Genomic DNA, 14,338 nt, shown 5'->3' on the forward strand with positions numbered 1-14,338 from the left:
CGAGGCGGCGGACGGAGGTGGCGTGCAGGTCAGGAGGTCGGCTGGGCCTCGGTCAGTCGCTCCAGGCGGCGGTGGCCCCAGGCGGCGAGCGGGCCGAGCGCCTCGGCCAGGTCACGGCCGAAGTCGGTCAGGGAGTAGACGGTCTTCAGCGGCAGCTCGTCGTACACCTCACGGTGCACCAGACCGTCCGTCTCCATCTCACGCAGCACCTGCGTCAGCACCTTCTCGCTGAGGCCCGGCAGCCGGCGGCGCAGTTCCGCCGGGCGGTGCGGGCCGGACTCCAGCAGCCACAGCAGCACCGTCTTCCACTTGCCGTCGACCACCGCGATCGCGGCGGTCACCCCGCAGACGTTCGGGTCAAGGCGCCGACGCGTCATGGCACACCCCTTTTGTCCTCAATTATCTTCACCCTACAGGGAGTTCAGTCATGCCCACTCACGACCACGATTCCGCAGACTCCGCCCCCGGCTCCGGATCCGTCACCGTCCTCGGCCTCGGGCCGATGGGCCGGGCGCTGGCCGGTGCGTTCCTGGACGCGGGGCTGCGGGTCACCGTCTGGAACCGCACGCCGGGGCGGGACCGGGAGCTCCTCGACCGTGGAGCGACGGCCGCGGCGTCCCCGGCGGAGGCGGTCGCCGCCGGTGTGCTGACCGTGGTGTGCGTGGTGAACTACGACGCCTCCGACGCCGTCCTGCGCCAGGACGCCGTCACCGCCGCGCTCAAGGGCCGCACGGTCGTCAATCTGACCGCCGACACCCCGGCGCGGGCCCGCGACACGGCCGAGTGGGCCGCCGGGCACGGCATCCGCTACCTGGACGGCGCGATCATGACACCGGCCACGACCATCGGCACGCCGGACGCGGTGTTCCTGCTCAGCGGCCCCGAGGAGCTGTACCGCGAGCACCGCCCCGTACTGGACACGCTCGGCGGCACGCACACCCACCTCGGTGCGGACGTCAGCCGGGCGGCGGCGTACGACATCGCCCTGCTCGACATCTTCTGGACGGCGATGGCCGGCTATGCGCACGCCCTGGCCGTGGCCCGAGCCGAGGGGATCACCGCGCGGGAGCTGGCCCCGTTCGCGCAGGGCATCGGCGCGATCCTGCCGCCGCTCTTCGAGGAGCTCGCGACGGACGTCGACGACGCCACATACTCCGGCGAGCTCAACCCGATCACTTCCGCCGCCTCCTCCATGGCCCACATCGTCCAGGCATCCGAATCCCACGGCATCGAGGCGGCCGTGATCCGCGCCGCCGAGGGCCAGGCCCGCCGGGTCATCGGGCTCGGTCACGGGACGGACGGCTTCATGCGGATCACGGAGCTGCTGGGCCGTTCCCGGCGGTGATCCACTCCTCCAGTACGGCGAAGTCGCCTTCGGTGAGTCCGTGGCGGTGGTCGACCCGGTGGAGCAGGGCGGGCGAGGGGTGGTGGGCGGCCACATAGGCCCGGTCGACGTCGGTGATCTCGTCGTCGACCCACACGAAGGGTCTGCCCGCCGCCCAGTCCACCAGCGGCCGGGTCTTCCAGTGCGGGGCGCGGGATCCGAGCCAGGGTTCCGCGTCCTCGTCCGGCCAGTCCACCACCCGCAGCGGGGACAGGCCGAGCCAAGGTGCCAGGGCGGCGTTCGCGTCGTCGAGCCAGGTCGTGGCCCACACGAGCTCGCAGCCGAGCTCGGCGAGCCGCTCCAGGCGGGTGCCGAGGGCGGGGTCGACCCGGGTGAGCAGGGGGTGGGCGGGCGGACCGGGCAGGGTGCGGGGCGGCTCGTACGGGCAGGGTGCGGGGCGGCTCGTACAGCGGGTACGGCCGCTGCGACCCGAAGGGGATGAGCGTTCCGTCGACGTCGAGGAAGAGGAGCATCGCAAAAACAGGATCACCCCTGGCGGGGGACTGCGCTACTGTCGCCGGTATGACTGCCGGGTCGGCCTTGTGCCGTGAGCGAGTTGGGTGTTGCCCGGCCTCTGATTGAGGTCGTGGCGGCGGACCAGGGGTCCGCCTCTTTTTCTCTTCGCCTTCCCTCCGTACGGAAACCAGTGACCGTGCGGAACCACCGAAGAGAAAGAGACAGAGAAACCTGAGCATGCCCATCGACTTCAATCAGCAGGTCATCGAGGAGTTCCGCGCCAACAAGGGCCGCGTCGGCGGCTACTTCGAAGGCGCCCGGCTCCTTCTGCTCACCACCACAGGCGCCCGCACGGGCCGCCCCCACACCACCCCCGTCGGCTACCTCCCCGACGTCGACGACCGTGTCCTGGTCATCGCCTCGGCCGCGGGCGCGCCCCGGCACCCGGCGTGGTTCCACAACCTCGTCGCCAACCCGCAGGTCACCGTGGAGAGCGGTGCGTTCACCTACGAGGCGCAGGCGGTCGTCCTCGAAGGCGAGGAACGGGACCGGGCCTTCGCTCGGGCCGTGGAGGCGGACCCGGGCTGGGCGGAGTACCAGGAGAAGACGGACCGGGTGATCCCGGTGATCGCCCTGCACAGCCTGGCCCAGGGTGGCCCCGGGACCATCAACGCCTCTTCCATGGGCGAGGGCCTCAAGGTCGTCCACGATGCCTTTCGTCGCGAACTCGCCCTGATCCGAAAGGAGATGAGCAACGCGGGCGGCGAGGGGGGTGCAGGGCCCTCCCTCGGCGCCCAACTCCGGGTCAACTGCCTCACCTTCTGCGCCGGGCTCCACAACCACCACACCGGCGAGGGCCTCGCCATGTTCCCGATCCTGGAGGACCGCCACCCCGAGCTCGCGCCCACGCTGGCCCGGCTGCGGGACGAGCACGAACGGATCGCCGAGCTGGTCGAGGACCTGCGCCGGGTCGTGGGCGACGAGAACGCCGATCCGGACACGGCCCGCCGCGAGGTGGAGCGCCTCACGACGGAGCTGGAGGCGCATCTGGCCTACGAGGAGGATCAGTTGATCCCGATTCTGGACGCCGCCGCATAAGAACGACGGTGCATGGGAGGCCGTCGCCGCACCGCCCTCGGGAACGCGACGCCCTCAGAACGGCAACGCGCTCAGAACGGCAACGGCCTCCCATGCACCACCTCCAACCCCGCCACCGCCCGCGTCACGACCACGTACAGCCGGTGCAGCCCCCGCCGCTCCGCCTCCACGATCGCCGCCGGCTCCACGGCGACGACATGGTCGTACTCCAGCCCCTTCACCACGCTCGCCGGGACGACGGCCACCCGGGCCCCCATCTCGTCCGCACCCCCCGTCTCGATCCCGGCGGCCCCCAGCGCCTCCCGCACGCGGGCCACGTCCGCGTCGGCCGCGACGACGCCCACGGACCCCTCCCGGCCCAGCGCGTCCCGTACGGCGCCGACGACCGCGCCCGGCAGATCGCCGTCGGCCTCCCGGAACCGCAGCTCACCGTCCCCGCGCAGCGAACGGGCCGCCGGCACCTCCACGTCCACCCGCTCCAACAGCCGGTTCGCCAGCTCCAGCACCACCCCCGGCACCCGGAACCCGATGGTGAGCGGTACGACCACCGCGTCCGGCTTGCCCAGATGTCCCAGTACCGTCCGCCACGACCGCGCGGCCCACGGTGTCGTCCCCTGCGCCAGATCCCCCAGCACGGTCACCGAACCGAAGGCGGCCCTGCGTGCGATGGCCCGGCACTCCATGGGCGACAGATCCTGCGCCTCGTCGACGACGACATGGCCGTACCCCTTCGGATGCTCGATGAGCCCGGCCACCTCGTCGAGGAGCACGAGGTCGGCGGCGGACCAGCGGGCCGACTTCCAGGACCGCGGCGGCTTGGCCCACAGCAGCGCCCGCTGTTCGCCGCCGTCGAGCAGTCCGTCCGCGGCTGCCTCCAACACCCCCTGTTCCATGAACAGTTGGGCCACGACCTCCTCGGGCCGGACCCGCGGCCATACGGCGTCGACGTACGCCCCGACCGCCCGCGCCCGCGAGATCTTCTGCAGCCACGCGGCGCCCGGCGGCCCGCTGCGCCGCTCGGCCTGCTCCTGGATGAGCCGCACGACCCGTGTCCGCACCCGCTCCCGGCCCACGGCGTACGGCGGCTCCTCGGCGCGCACCCCGGCCACGATCCGCCGCAGCTCGCCCTCCGACACCCGCCACCGGTACGAGCCGTCGGGAACGGCGAGCGGGCCGACGCCTTCGCCCCCGCGCACCCGCGCGTACAGGGCCCGCCGCAGGACCTGCGCCATCCGCGCGTCGTGCTTCACGACGGCCGCGCGTTCGCCGTCGACCCCTCTGACCGGCTGCCGCCCGATCTCGTCGCGCAGCGTGGACTGGCGTACCCCGGTCTCGCCGAGCGCGGGCAGCACCTCGGAGATGTACGACAGGAAGGTCGGGTTGGGCCCGAGGATCAGCAGTCCGCCGCGCCGGATGCGCTGCGGGTGGGTGTAGAGCAGATACGCGGCGCGGTGCAGGCCGACGGCGGTCTTGCCGGTGCCCGGGGCCCCCTGCACACACACGGAGACGGCGAGGTCGCCCCGTACGAGATCGTCCTGCTCGGGCTGGATGGTGGCGGCGATGTCGCGCATGGGACCGACCCGGGGGCGTTCGATCTCCCGGGCGACGATCTCGCTCGCCCGGGACTCGCCCTGGTCGAGGTGCTCGTCCTCCAGGCCGGTCAGGTCGCCGGACTCCCCTCGGCTGCCCGGCGCCCAGCCGAACCGCCGCCGTACGGCGACGCCCTGCGGGTCGCGGGCGGAGGCCTGGTAGAAGGCGCGGGAGACGGGGGCGCGCCAGTCGACGACGAGCGGCGGCTCGGCGGGGTGCTCGCTGATCCGCAGCCGCCCGATGTGCAGCGCCTGATGCTCCCCGCCGCTGAAGTCGAGCCGCCCGAAGAACAACGGACCTTCGGGCAGCTCGTGCAGCGCCTTGGCCTTGCTGCGCAGCTGGTAGCCGAGGACCTCGGCGTCGGCGCCGGACGCGGAGGCGTTCTCACCGATGACGACCTGTTCGTCGGCGCCGTCGACCATGCCGGCGAGGGCGGTGCGACAGCGGTCGTGGTGGACGCGCTCGCGGATGAGGGTGTGCCGCAGGGCAGGGTCGGTGGTCGTCATTCCAGGAAGCGTACCCAAATAACGTAACCGAGTTAAATTCTTTACTCGACCTCATGTTCGGATGCCCGGCCCACCGAGGGCGGCAACCCCGCCTCCAGCAGCCCGAACGCCCGCTCCGCCGCCGCCACCGCGTCGCGCTTGACCTCGGCCACCGGCTCCCCCGCCGAGATCCGCCGCCAGTTCTCCTGCGCGAGGATCCGCTGCACGGCGACGATCTGCCCGGCCGCCAGCCGTGCGTCGAGCCCTCCGCCGAGCGCCTCGGCGAGCGCGGCCTCCGAGCGCTCCAGGTAGGCGTACATACGGGCGACGAGGGCCGGAGTGCCGTACACCAGCGTGTGGAAGGCGAGCACCGCGGGATGATCATTGAGCCCGGTGATGGGATCACACCGCTCGATCCCGTCGAGGAAGTGCCGCCGCAGCGCCTCGACGGGCGAGGGCCCCTCCCGCACGATCCGCGCGGCCTCGTCCTCGTGATCGGCGATCCGGTACAGGACGAGGTCCTCCTTCGCCGGGAAGTACCGGAACAACGTCGGCTTGGAGATCTCGGCGGCGGCGGCCACTTCGGCCACGGAGACGGCGTCGAATCCCTTCTCGACGAAGAGGCGGATGGCGGTCTCGGACACGGTCTCGTACATCCGCTGCTTCTTCCGCTCCCGCAGCCCCATCGCGCCCGCGCCCGCCTCGCTCATGCCGGTCTCGCTCATGCCGGTGAGCCTACGCGCGGCCCGCCCCGCGCCCGGCGGCTAGTGCGGCAGGGCGCGCAGGAGGTAGGGGTTGTCGCGACGGGGTTCGAGGTTCAGCTCGGCCAGGGCCGCCTGGAGCGTCCAGGCGTACGAGTCCACGGCCGTCCGGACCCGGGGGACGTCCAGGTGTCTGCCCGAGACCAGGTGGCCGAGGTCCTCGTAGGCGGCGCGGACGATCTCCAGACGCTCGTACTTGCTCCAGTCGGACAGCCAGCCCCGGGTGTAGTGGCGCGGCAGGCTGCGCTCCCAGTGGCGCTTCATGAAGTGCTTGCGGCGGTCGTCGGTCCGCGCCAGGCAGGTGTGCCGCACCAGGTCGTAGAGGGGGTCACCGACCCGGGCCCGGTCCCAGCCGATGAGGGCGATGTTGAACCGGTCGTCCAGGGTGCGCACCAGGTTCCACGGGTGCAGGTCACCGTGCAGCAGGGTCGGCGTGCGCGGCTCGACCGTGTACCGCGACAGGATGGCGCGCAGCTGCCGATGGCCGGGCAGGCCTATGCCCTCGGCGAGGGCGCGCACGTCGTCGGGCAGATACCGGACGTCGTCGACGAGTTCGTCCGTCAGCTGCCGGTAGTAGTCGTCGCGCGGCGCCCTCGGGCGCAGCGCCAGGTAGTCCACCCTGGTCAGGGCGCACAGCTGGTCGACCACGCTCTTCGCCTCGTGCGGCCGCAGGCCGTCCACCGGGTGCTCGGGGGCCGATCCGTCGCTCGGGCCCAGATAGGTCTGGACGGCGAACGCGCCGGGCCGCCGGCCGCCCTCGCCCGACGCCAGCACACGCGGCGCCGACACCGGCACGTCCTCCTCCTCCAGGGCCCGCAGAACGGTGGACTCGTCGAGCCTCCTCGAATCGTTTTGGCGCTCCGCTCCCGTCCTGCGGCGCCGCACGACGACCGGTACGTCCGCCCCGGCGACCCGTGCCACGACCACCGCGTTGACGTGGGCCGTGCCCCGCAGCAGCCGGCTCTCGGGGGCCCGGCACTCGTCGGCCAGGGCGTTCTTCACGCACGGGTCGCGGAACTCCGGGCGGCACGGATGCGCGCGGTCCGGGGTCCACTGCACGGGCACCCGGCGGACACTGTCGATCGGCGCGCCGTGGATGAACTCCGTCCACCGCTTCAGCAGCCACCAGATCTCGGGCAGGGGCGGGACGGGGTCGATGTCGAGCAGTTCCGCGGCGGCCGTCAGCGCGTTGTGGACCCGGACCGTGGCCGCCCTCAGCCGCTGCTCGTGCGGGGGGCGTCGTTCCAGCGCGTCCAGGGTCCGCATCACGTCCGGGAAGACGGACAGCGTCCGCTCGAAGGCGATGTAGTGCCCGAGGTCGTCGTCCAGCCCGTTCGCGGCCTCGGGGCTGTGCCGCTGGACCTCCTTGGTCCAGGCGTTGATCGCCGCGTCCCGCTGGGCCGGGGTGTGGCCGGTGCGCACGAGGTGGACGGCGAGGTCATGCAGCGGGTCACCGAACGAGGCGAGCTCCCAGTCCACGAAGACCAGGGGCGGGTCGCCGTCGCGGGTCACGATGACGTTGTCGCGGTGCAGGTCGCCATGGAGAAGACTGAAGGGCCGCCTGGTCATCCGGGGCACCCGGCCGGCCAGCCGCATCAGGGCGCCGGGCCGCACCCCGAGCCGCTCGAATATGCGGTGGAAGCGTTGCCAGTTGGGCTCCCTGACGTCCCGTTCCGTCAGTTCCACGACCGTGCGCAGGAACTCCTGGCTCTCGGGCGGCCTCGGCCACCCGGGCGGCAGCGGCGGGACCGCGTCGCGGTCGACCCCGGTCAGCCGCGCGAGCCCCTCCGCCATCACCTCGATCAGCGAGCGGTCGATCTTCGCGATGTCACGGCAGGTCTTGGACAGCGGGACGCCCTGGACGTACGAGTGAACGGCCGAGCTCATCCAGTCGTGCGCCAGGCACACCGGGGCGTGGTCGACCGTGTCTCTGATGGCGTCGAGGACGCGGGCCTCGTTCGCCCAGGTCTTGAACACGACACGCAGGATGTCGGGGCGGGGTATCCGCACCAGCACGGGCATGTTCACCGGTTGCCACAGCACCGACGCCATCTGCGGGGTCAGCGGCACGCGGTAGTTGATGTGGTGATGCCCTTGGAGCGACTGTCCGTGTTCCTCGGCGAACCGGACGAACTCCGCGTACACGGTGGGCTGAGGTGCGAGTCGTGCGTTCAAATGGCGTTCCTGTGCTGCGCGTTCCTGAGGGAGGGAGAACAGGTAGTTCGAGACTGTAGAGCACGTGGGAGCGCCTCGCGGGCGAAAGTCTCCCTGCCGACCTTATGAGGTGCGCGGGCCGTGCAGCCGGTGCCAGTCGAGCAGTGAGGTGGCCACGGTACGCAGGCTCGGCACGTCGTCGAGCCCCAGCGGTACGGCCGCCCGGGCCAGTACCCGCTGCACCCTTCTGGCCTCGACCGGCCATCGCCGCCAGCTGAACGCCCCGCCGTTGTCCAGGATCTGGGTCGCCCGGATGACGTCGGTGAACACGCTCTGGGCCCGCTTGAAGTCCAGCAGTCTCGGCAGGTCGTCGCGCCAGCCCTCGGTACTGCCGGGTCTGATGTCGTCGGCCACCGCACACCACAGGTCGATCAAACGGTTCTCCTGCTCGGTCGGATAGCGCATGAGATACAGGTGCGTGGCGAGGTCGTAGAGCGGGTCACCGAGCATGGCCAGCTCCCAGTCGATGGTCCACAGTCGGGCTGTCCGGTCGAGGACGAAGTTCTCGCGATGCAGGTCGGCGTGCAGGAGGCAGAAGGGTCGTTCCGCCAGCCCCGGGACCACAACGTTTTTGCGCAGCGCGCGGAAGGAGTCCTCGTCCACGCCCAGCGCGCGGAACAGCCCCTCGAAGGAGGGGAGGTTGTCCTGGTAGACGCGTTCCTCGGCGAACCGGACGAGCCCCTCCAGGAACCCCTCGCAGTCCCCGTCCTCGGCGCGGTCCTCGATCAGACAGCGCCGTTCGGCCTGCAGGGACCCCGGGGAGACATGGATCAACTGCCGGAACAGGCCGAGGATCTGGTCGAGCACCTGCTCGGGGACCATCCGTCCGGCGGCGTATCGCGAGCCGAGCGTGCGGCCCTCGATGAACCGCTGCAGCCGGATCTCGCCCACCTCGATGAGCTCCGGGATCCCGCTGATCCGGCCCTGGAGCGCCGCCAGCAGCTGCTCCTCCGAGACGAAGCAGCGCCGGTCGAACCAGAGCAGCTCGCCGCGCGGTGAACGGCACTTGGCCCGGACTGGGTCCGCGTCCTCGTCGTCCTCGCCCGCGGGGTCGGGCAGGGGAATCACATACGTCTCGTGGTGATAGCCCTCTAGCGGCCCTTCGACCGCACTCGCGTCACCGCCGCTCATCTGGACGGCTCGTTCCCGTGTCGGGGACACCCGTTCGGCTGACATCGCCCGCTCTCTCGACCGGTCCCCGCGCAAGTGGCGGGGAAGTGGTGCACTGCACCCCCCTGTGAGTGCGCATCGTGCCAGAAGTGATTCGTCCGTTCGCGCCGAACCCGTGAGTCGGGTGAGCCTCGCGTTGACCCGTACGGGCGCTGCCGGAGCCGACACCACAGGTCACGGCGTCCGGCGCCGGTCCGGACCGCCGCACACTGTGCCGGTGACGACGACATGCACCACGTACGACGGCCACGGTGACCTGGACACGCTGCGCGACGTCCTCGACCGGGCCGACGCCGTACTGCTCGACTTCGACGGCCCCGTGTGCGACCTGTTCGGCGGCGCCTGCACCGCGTACATCGCCGACGAGGTCAAGGACCGGGCGCGGCTGGAGTGGGGGCGGCTCGACCGTCGTGTGGAGGACTGCGCCGACTCCCACGGCGTGCTGCGCCACCTGGCCGACATGGCCGTACGGCGCACGGGCGGCCGCCGCGGGACGCGGCTGGACTGGGCTGACGGCATCGTCACCCGGCACGAGTACACGGCGGTGCGCCGGGCGGCCCCCACCCCCGGCGCGCGGGAGCTGGTGGGCGCGCTGGCGCTGCTCGGCAAGGCCCTGCTGATCGTGAGCAACAACTCGGCCGAGCCGGTGCGCGAGTACCTCGAACGGCAGGACCTCCTGGAGCACTTCACGGCCGTACTGGGCCGCGATCCCCAGGACCCGCATCTGATGAAGCCGCACCCCGACGTGATCACCCGCGCGCTGGCCGAGCTCGGCGACCCGTCCCCGTCCCGGACCCTGCTGATCGGCGACCAGCTCACCGACCTGGCGGCCGCCCGGGCCGCGAAGGTGCCGTTCCTCGGCTTCACGCGGGACGCGGGGACGGCGGCGCGGATGCGGCGTGAGGGCGCGCGGGACGTGGTCGGCTCGTTCGAGCCGGTCATGCACGCGCTGTCGGCACCCCTGACGCACTGACCCGCGCGCCCCTCACTCGGTCGCCAGGTACTCCCACACGGAGTCGAACCACGTCTGGCGCTCGGTGACGAAGACCGAGCCGGGCGAGTCAGGGTCGTCGTCCGCCACGTAGTGCTCCAGGACGGCACCGAGCCCGATGACGTCGATGGCGGCTACCGTCCCCTCGTCCAGCACGATGGGGCGTTCGACCACCTTGTACATGCCGTGCAGGGCTTCGGTGCCGTGGAAGAGGTAGAGCTTGAACGCCGGGGTGAGCGGCGCCCACCGGACCGCGACGTCGACGTCCGCCACGAACCTCTCGGCCTTCAGCTCCTCCAGGGCGAGCCGCAGCGACTGGGTGTTGCGTCGGGTTATCCCCCGCACCCGCTCCAGCGGCCGGGGGTCGTCCGGGTCGGCGATGGCGCGTGGAAAGGGCAGCTGCATGTCCTCCGAAGGCAGCAGCATGCGCAGGGCGATGCGCTGCGGGGCCACCGCCCCGGAGCGGATCCGCTCGGCCTGGATCCAGATGTGCGCGGCCAGGGACTCGGAGGTGAAGGTGAAGACGTCCAGGACGACTTCGGACCGCTCGAACGCCCTGTCCAGATGCGGGCCGAGCGTCATACGGCCGGAACGCGCCGCGTGGACGGCGGGCCTGCGGCGCTCCTGGGCCGCCGGCGATCCGGTCACCCGGGATCCGCTGCCCTGCCGGGACTCGACGAGCCCCCGCTCGGAGAGCTCCTTCAGCACCCGTTGGACGGTGTCCCGGGAGACCGCCAGGTCCTGGGCCAGTTCGCGCTGCGGGGGCAGCAGGGATCCCAGGGGGTAGGTCCCGTCGGACATACGGAGGACGAGTGCCTCCAGCACCCGCTCGAACTCCTTGCCGCCACCCTCGGCGGCGCGCTGTCCACCCACATGCCGACCGTACCGCTTCTCACCCACCTGCACACAAATTTCAGTCAACCAGTCAGTCCAACTGCCGGTCCAGTTAAGGGATCTCGCCGCCAGGGAAAACCAATCTCAGGCCAACCAGCCCAATTTACCGGACAGTTGGGCGCCTCACATGGATTCGAAGGGTGCGGGTGGGGGACATGGTGCTGTTTCAGGCGCTGTGCGCATTAGCGGAGTTGACCCTGGGCCTGATGGCGCAGGCGAGGTTGGGGGTGATTGGACTGCTCGTCCTGTCGGCCGTCATCGTCGGCGTCCGAGCCCGGCACAGCCGGCTCGCGGTGGGGGCGGTGGTGGTGTTCGTCTTCCTGATGAGTCAGGCCTGAGCGCGCACCAGCGCCAGAACCGACCTCAGCGACTCGACGACACACGTGGCCCCCGCCTCCCGCAGCAGCTTCTCCTTGCGGGCGTTACGCGCGTAGCCCAGGAAGGGGACCTCGGCACTGTTGGCGGCGGCGAGGTCCGTGGGGGTGTCACCGATCATCAGGGCGGACGAGGGCGCCGCGCCCATGGCGCTCAGGCCCCGGTTGAGGCAGTGCGGGTCCGGCTTCAGCTGGTGGAGGTTCTGGGTGCGCCCGTAGATGTGGGGGCTGAAGCAGGAAAGCAGCCCCCGGCTGTTCAGGTAGGCACGGACCACTCGGGGGGAGTTGTTGGTGGCTATGGCCAACCGGGATCCGACCGCCGTCCAGGTGCGTATCAGGGGGTCGGCGTACGCGGTGGGCATCGCGGAGGAGGTCGCCCGCAGCTCCTCCTGGGTGAGACGTTCCTCCAGTTCCGCGACCAGGTCGCTGCCGGGATGCCGGCGGTCGACGGCGCGCAGGACGACGTGCGGGTCCAGCGACTGCCGCTCGTCCTGCGTCAGCAGCCCGTGCAGCCCCCGCCCCTCCAGCCAGTCCACCAGGTCGATCGCCACCCGCTCGGCCTTGTGCCCGGCGAACAGCCGGCAGATCGGTCCGTCGAAGTCCCAGAGCACGATGCGGGTGCGCGCGATCAGTTCCCGGAGCTGTTCCGTGTCTTTCTCGGTCTCTGCGGTCACGGGTTCAGTCTGCGTCGTATCTGAAGTCACTAGGAGAGTGTCAGGTCCGTGGTGATGGTTTCCCAGAGGGCGTCGAACCACTTCTGGGATTCCTCCACGAACGCGGCGTCGCGCTGTCCGGCCTGTCGTACGAAGGAGAAGAGCAGGGACTTGGAGCCCAGGGCGTCGTACATGTCCAGGGTCTGGCTCTCGTACTCCTCCTGCCGTTCGGTCAGGACGTAGTAGCCGATCAGCGCTTCGTCGCTGTTGAGCAGATAGAGCTTCACCGGCGGGGTGAACGGCAGCGCGCGGAAGGTGACATGGACGTCGATGCCGAGGGTGGACCGGATGGCGAGCAGGTTGTGCCGCAGCACCTGCGCCTGGGCGTTGCGCATCGCCAGCCACCGGTCGTGGACCGGGTCGCCCTCCCCCCGGCCCTCCACCAGTACCGGGAAGGCGAGGTTGATGTCCCGCGACGGCAGCAGGATGCGGACGTCGATCGACTCGGGGTGGGTCGAGCCCTCGTGGATGAGGCGCAGTGGTTCGCCGAGGGCCAGCATCAGGGTCTCGGAGGTGTGGCAGACGACGTCCACGCGGACGTGCGGTGCGGCGAAGGCCTCCGTCAGCCGGGGCGCCAGGCTGACCATCGTCGGCTGGGGGGCTCCCCGCGTGGGGGTCGGCAGCGCGATGCGCGGCGGGCTGCCCTTGCTGACGTTGGTGAGGAGGCCGTCCTCCTGGAGTGCGCGCAGGGCCTGGCGTACGGTGCCTCGCTCCACGCCGAACTCCTCGGCCAGCTCGGCCTGCGTGGGCAGGCGGTCGCCCGCCTTGAGGTCTCCGACGCGGATCCGCTCCCGCAGGACGTCGGCGATCTCCTGGGGCGAGAGTCTCCTGCTGCCGTTCACTGCCACGTTCTCCTGGGTCACGACCAAAACGCTACAACTCGCACCCATCTAGTGGGAGTTGTTTGTAGCTTGTTTCAAAGTATGGGCCAAGTGGGGACAACTTAGTCAGAGTTGGCAACTAGTTGGTTGAGTTGGCGGAAGTAATCCTTCCATCCCCAGGAACCCGAAGGGGGAAACACCGATGCCCGTCCTCGCACTCCTCTCCGCCGTCTTCGTCGTAGGCGTCGAGCAGACCCTCCAGTGGAAGTACGGTGCCACCGGCATTATCGGCCTGCTGCTGCTCACCATAGGCATCAAGGCCAAGAGCCCGGCCGTCAGTTCCATCGGGGCCGTCGTCCTTGCGGTCCTGGTCTCGGGACCCGCTCTATGAGTCAAGGCGAACACCCAGGTCACACGATGTGGGGGATGATCAGCTCGTGAGCACCAGCTCCGAACTGATCGTCTCCCACAGCGCGTTGAACCACACGTGCGACTGCTCCACGAACGTCATGTCCCGCAGCCCGGCCCCCTGCTCGAAGGCGAACAGCGTCGACTGGATGCCCGGGGCGTCGTACATCTGAAGATGCTGCTGGCCGATCTCCACGTCGCGCCGGCTCAGCGTGTAGTAGGCGAAGAGCGCCTCCGTGCCGTTGAGCAGGTACAGCTTCACCGGCGGGGTGAACGGCAGCGCCCGGAAGGTGACCTGCACATCGATGCCGTGCGTGGAGCGCAGCGCCAGCAGGTTGTGCCGGAGCACCTGGCCCTGGGCGTTGCGCTGGGCGAGCCAGCGGCGGCGCAGCGTTGCGTCCACGTCCTCGGCAGAGTCCTCCACCGAGATCGGAAAGGCGAGCGGGATGTCCCGGCTCGGCAGCAGGACACGGACGTCGACCTTGGCCGGTTTCAGCTGTCCGGCGTGGATCTGGCGCAGCGGTTCGCCCATGGCGAGCGTGAGGGAGACCGCGGTGAGGCACAGGGCGTCGATCTCCACGTGCGGGGCGGCGAAGGCGGAGGCGATGCGCGGGGCGAGGGCCACCATGGTGGACGTCGGCGGGGCTCCGGGGCCGGTCAGCGCCTTGGCGAGGTCGGGCGCGACGGTGGCCGGGGCGCCTTTGGACACGTTCGTGAGCAGGTGCTCCGACTGCAGGATGCGCAGCGCCTGCCGTACGGCTCCGCGCTCGACGCCGAACTCGTCGGCCAGCTTGGCCTGGGTGGGCATGCGCTGACCGGGCCGCAACTCGCCCGAGGTGATCCGGGCGCGCAGCTCGTCGGCCACCTGCCGATGTGACTTCTGTGGCCGCTGTGACCTCTTCCGCCCATTGACGGAGGCGTGTTTCGGCTCCACGACCAAACACTACAACTTCCCGCCATCTTTAGGCAGTTCCGGGGA

At 70.7% G+C, this 14,338-nt stretch carries 14 protein-coding genes and 1 pseudogene; 5 read left to right on the forward strand and 10 right to left on the reverse strand.

The window, feature by feature from the left end:
* Positions 1-29: 29 nt before the first annotated feature.
* The gene (locus EAO75_RS40690; protein ID WP_148000068.1) at positions 30-377 is read right to left on the reverse strand and encodes a winged helix-turn-helix transcriptional regulator; all 348 of its coding nucleotides are present in this window, start codon (positions 375-377) and stop codon (positions 30-32) included.
* A gap of 50 nt (positions 378-427) precedes the next feature.
* Between EAO75_RS40690 and EAO75_RS40695 the strand changes: the two genes are divergently transcribed.
* Positions 428-1,345 carry an NAD(P)-dependent oxidoreductase gene (locus tag EAO75_RS40695; RefSeq protein WP_148000069.1) on the forward strand — a complete coding sequence of 306 codons (918 nt, stop codon included), beginning with the start codon at positions 428-430 and terminating at the stop codon, positions 1,343-1,345.
* Here EAO75_RS40695 and EAO75_RS40700 read toward each other — a convergent pair.
* Positions 1,314-1,857: pseudogene (locus EAO75_RS40700) on the reverse strand (HAD domain-containing protein). The gene EAO75_RS40695 and the pseudogene EAO75_RS40700 overlap by 32 nt on opposite strands.
* A gap of 220 nt (positions 1,858-2,077) precedes the next feature.
* Here EAO75_RS40700 and EAO75_RS40705 point away from each other — a divergent pair.
* Entirely contained in the window at positions 2,078-2,938 is an 861-nt protein-coding gene (locus EAO75_RS40705; protein ID WP_148000070.1) for a nitroreductase/quinone reductase family protein, read from the forward strand.
* 71 nt (positions 2,939-3,009) lie between these two features.
* Here EAO75_RS40705 and EAO75_RS40710 read toward each other — a convergent pair whose 3' ends face one another.
* The 4 genes from EAO75_RS40710 to EAO75_RS40725 all read right to left on the reverse strand — a co-directional run bounded on the left by EAO75_RS40710 (position 3,010) and on the right by EAO75_RS40725 (position 9,119).
* On the reverse strand, positions 3,010-5,034 hold the full coding sequence (locus tag EAO75_RS40710) for a HelD family protein (RefSeq protein WP_148000071.1): 2,025 nt from the start codon (positions 5,032-5,034) through the stop codon (positions 3,010-3,012).
* Between the two features lie 41 nt (positions 5,035-5,075).
* The gene (locus tag EAO75_RS40715) at positions 5,076-5,738 is read right to left on the reverse strand and encodes a TetR/AcrR family transcriptional regulator (protein ID WP_261989621.1); all 663 of its coding nucleotides are present in this window, start codon (positions 5,736-5,738) and stop codon (positions 5,076-5,078) included.
* Between the two features lie 39 nt (positions 5,739-5,777).
* A complete protein-coding gene (locus EAO75_RS40720) occupies positions 5,778-7,949 on the reverse strand; it encodes an aminoglycoside phosphotransferase family protein (RefSeq protein ID WP_148000072.1) in 2,172 nt (723 codons plus the stop codon).
* Between the two features lie 102 nt (positions 7,950-8,051).
* Positions 8,052-9,119, reverse strand: a complete 1,068-nt coding sequence (locus EAO75_RS40725) for an aminoglycoside phosphotransferase family protein (RefSeq protein ID WP_148000073.1) — start codon at positions 9,117-9,119, stop codon at positions 8,052-8,054.
* A 256-nt stretch (positions 9,120-9,375) separates the two neighbouring features.
* On the opposite strand from EAO75_RS40725, the gene EAO75_RS40730 reads away from it, so the two are divergent.
* Positions 9,376-10,131 carry an HAD family hydrolase gene (locus EAO75_RS40730; RefSeq protein WP_261989622.1) on the forward strand — a complete coding sequence of 252 codons (756 nt, stop codon included), beginning with the start codon at positions 9,376-9,378 and terminating at the stop codon, positions 10,129-10,131.
* A 12-nt stretch (positions 10,132-10,143) separates the two neighbouring features.
* Here EAO75_RS40730 and EAO75_RS40735 read toward each other — a convergent pair whose 3' ends face one another.
* The gene (locus EAO75_RS40735) at positions 10,144-11,022 is read right to left on the reverse strand and encodes a winged helix-turn-helix domain-containing protein (RefSeq protein ID WP_148000074.1); all 879 of its coding nucleotides are present in this window, start codon (positions 11,020-11,022) and stop codon (positions 10,144-10,146) included.
* Positions 11,023-11,198: 176 nt separating this feature from the next.
* Here EAO75_RS40735 and EAO75_RS40740 point away from each other — a divergent pair, with 176 nt between their 5' ends.
* On the forward strand, positions 11,199-11,381 hold the full coding sequence (locus EAO75_RS40740) for a hypothetical protein (RefSeq protein ID WP_187284774.1): 183 nt from the start codon (positions 11,199-11,201) through the stop codon (positions 11,379-11,381).
* Here EAO75_RS40740 and EAO75_RS40745 read toward each other — a convergent pair.
* Complete coding sequence (locus tag EAO75_RS40745; protein ID WP_261989623.1) at positions 11,372-12,091, reverse strand: HAD family hydrolase; 720 nt, start codon at positions 12,089-12,091, stop codon at positions 11,372-11,374. The genes EAO75_RS40740 and EAO75_RS40745 overlap by 10 nt on opposite strands.
* Positions 12,092-12,120: 29 nt before the next feature.
* Positions 12,121-12,999, reverse strand: coding sequence for a winged helix-turn-helix domain-containing protein (locus tag EAO75_RS40750; RefSeq protein WP_148000077.1), 879 nt, complete (start codon positions 12,997-12,999; stop codon positions 12,121-12,123).
* Between the two features lie 154 nt (positions 13,000-13,153).
* Here EAO75_RS40750 and EAO75_RS40755 point away from each other — a divergent pair, with 154 nt between their 5' ends.
* Entirely contained in the window at positions 13,154-13,342 is a 189-nt protein-coding gene (locus tag EAO75_RS40755; protein ID WP_148000078.1) for a hypothetical protein, read from the forward strand.
* Between the two features lie 39 nt (positions 13,343-13,381).
* Here the strand turns inward: EAO75_RS40755 and EAO75_RS40760 are convergent, their stop codons facing one another.
* Positions 13,382-14,299: a winged helix-turn-helix domain-containing protein gene (locus EAO75_RS40760; protein WP_148000079.1), complete on the reverse strand. Its 918-nt coding sequence runs from the start codon at positions 14,297-14,299 to the stop codon at positions 13,382-13,384.
* Positions 14,300-14,338 lie beyond the last annotated feature (39 nt).

It is taken from the genome of Streptomyces sp. UW30 (assembly GCF_008042075.1).
In the GTDB taxonomy this organism is placed as follows: domain Bacteria; phylum Actinomycetota; class Actinomycetes; order Streptomycetales; family Streptomycetaceae; genus Streptomyces.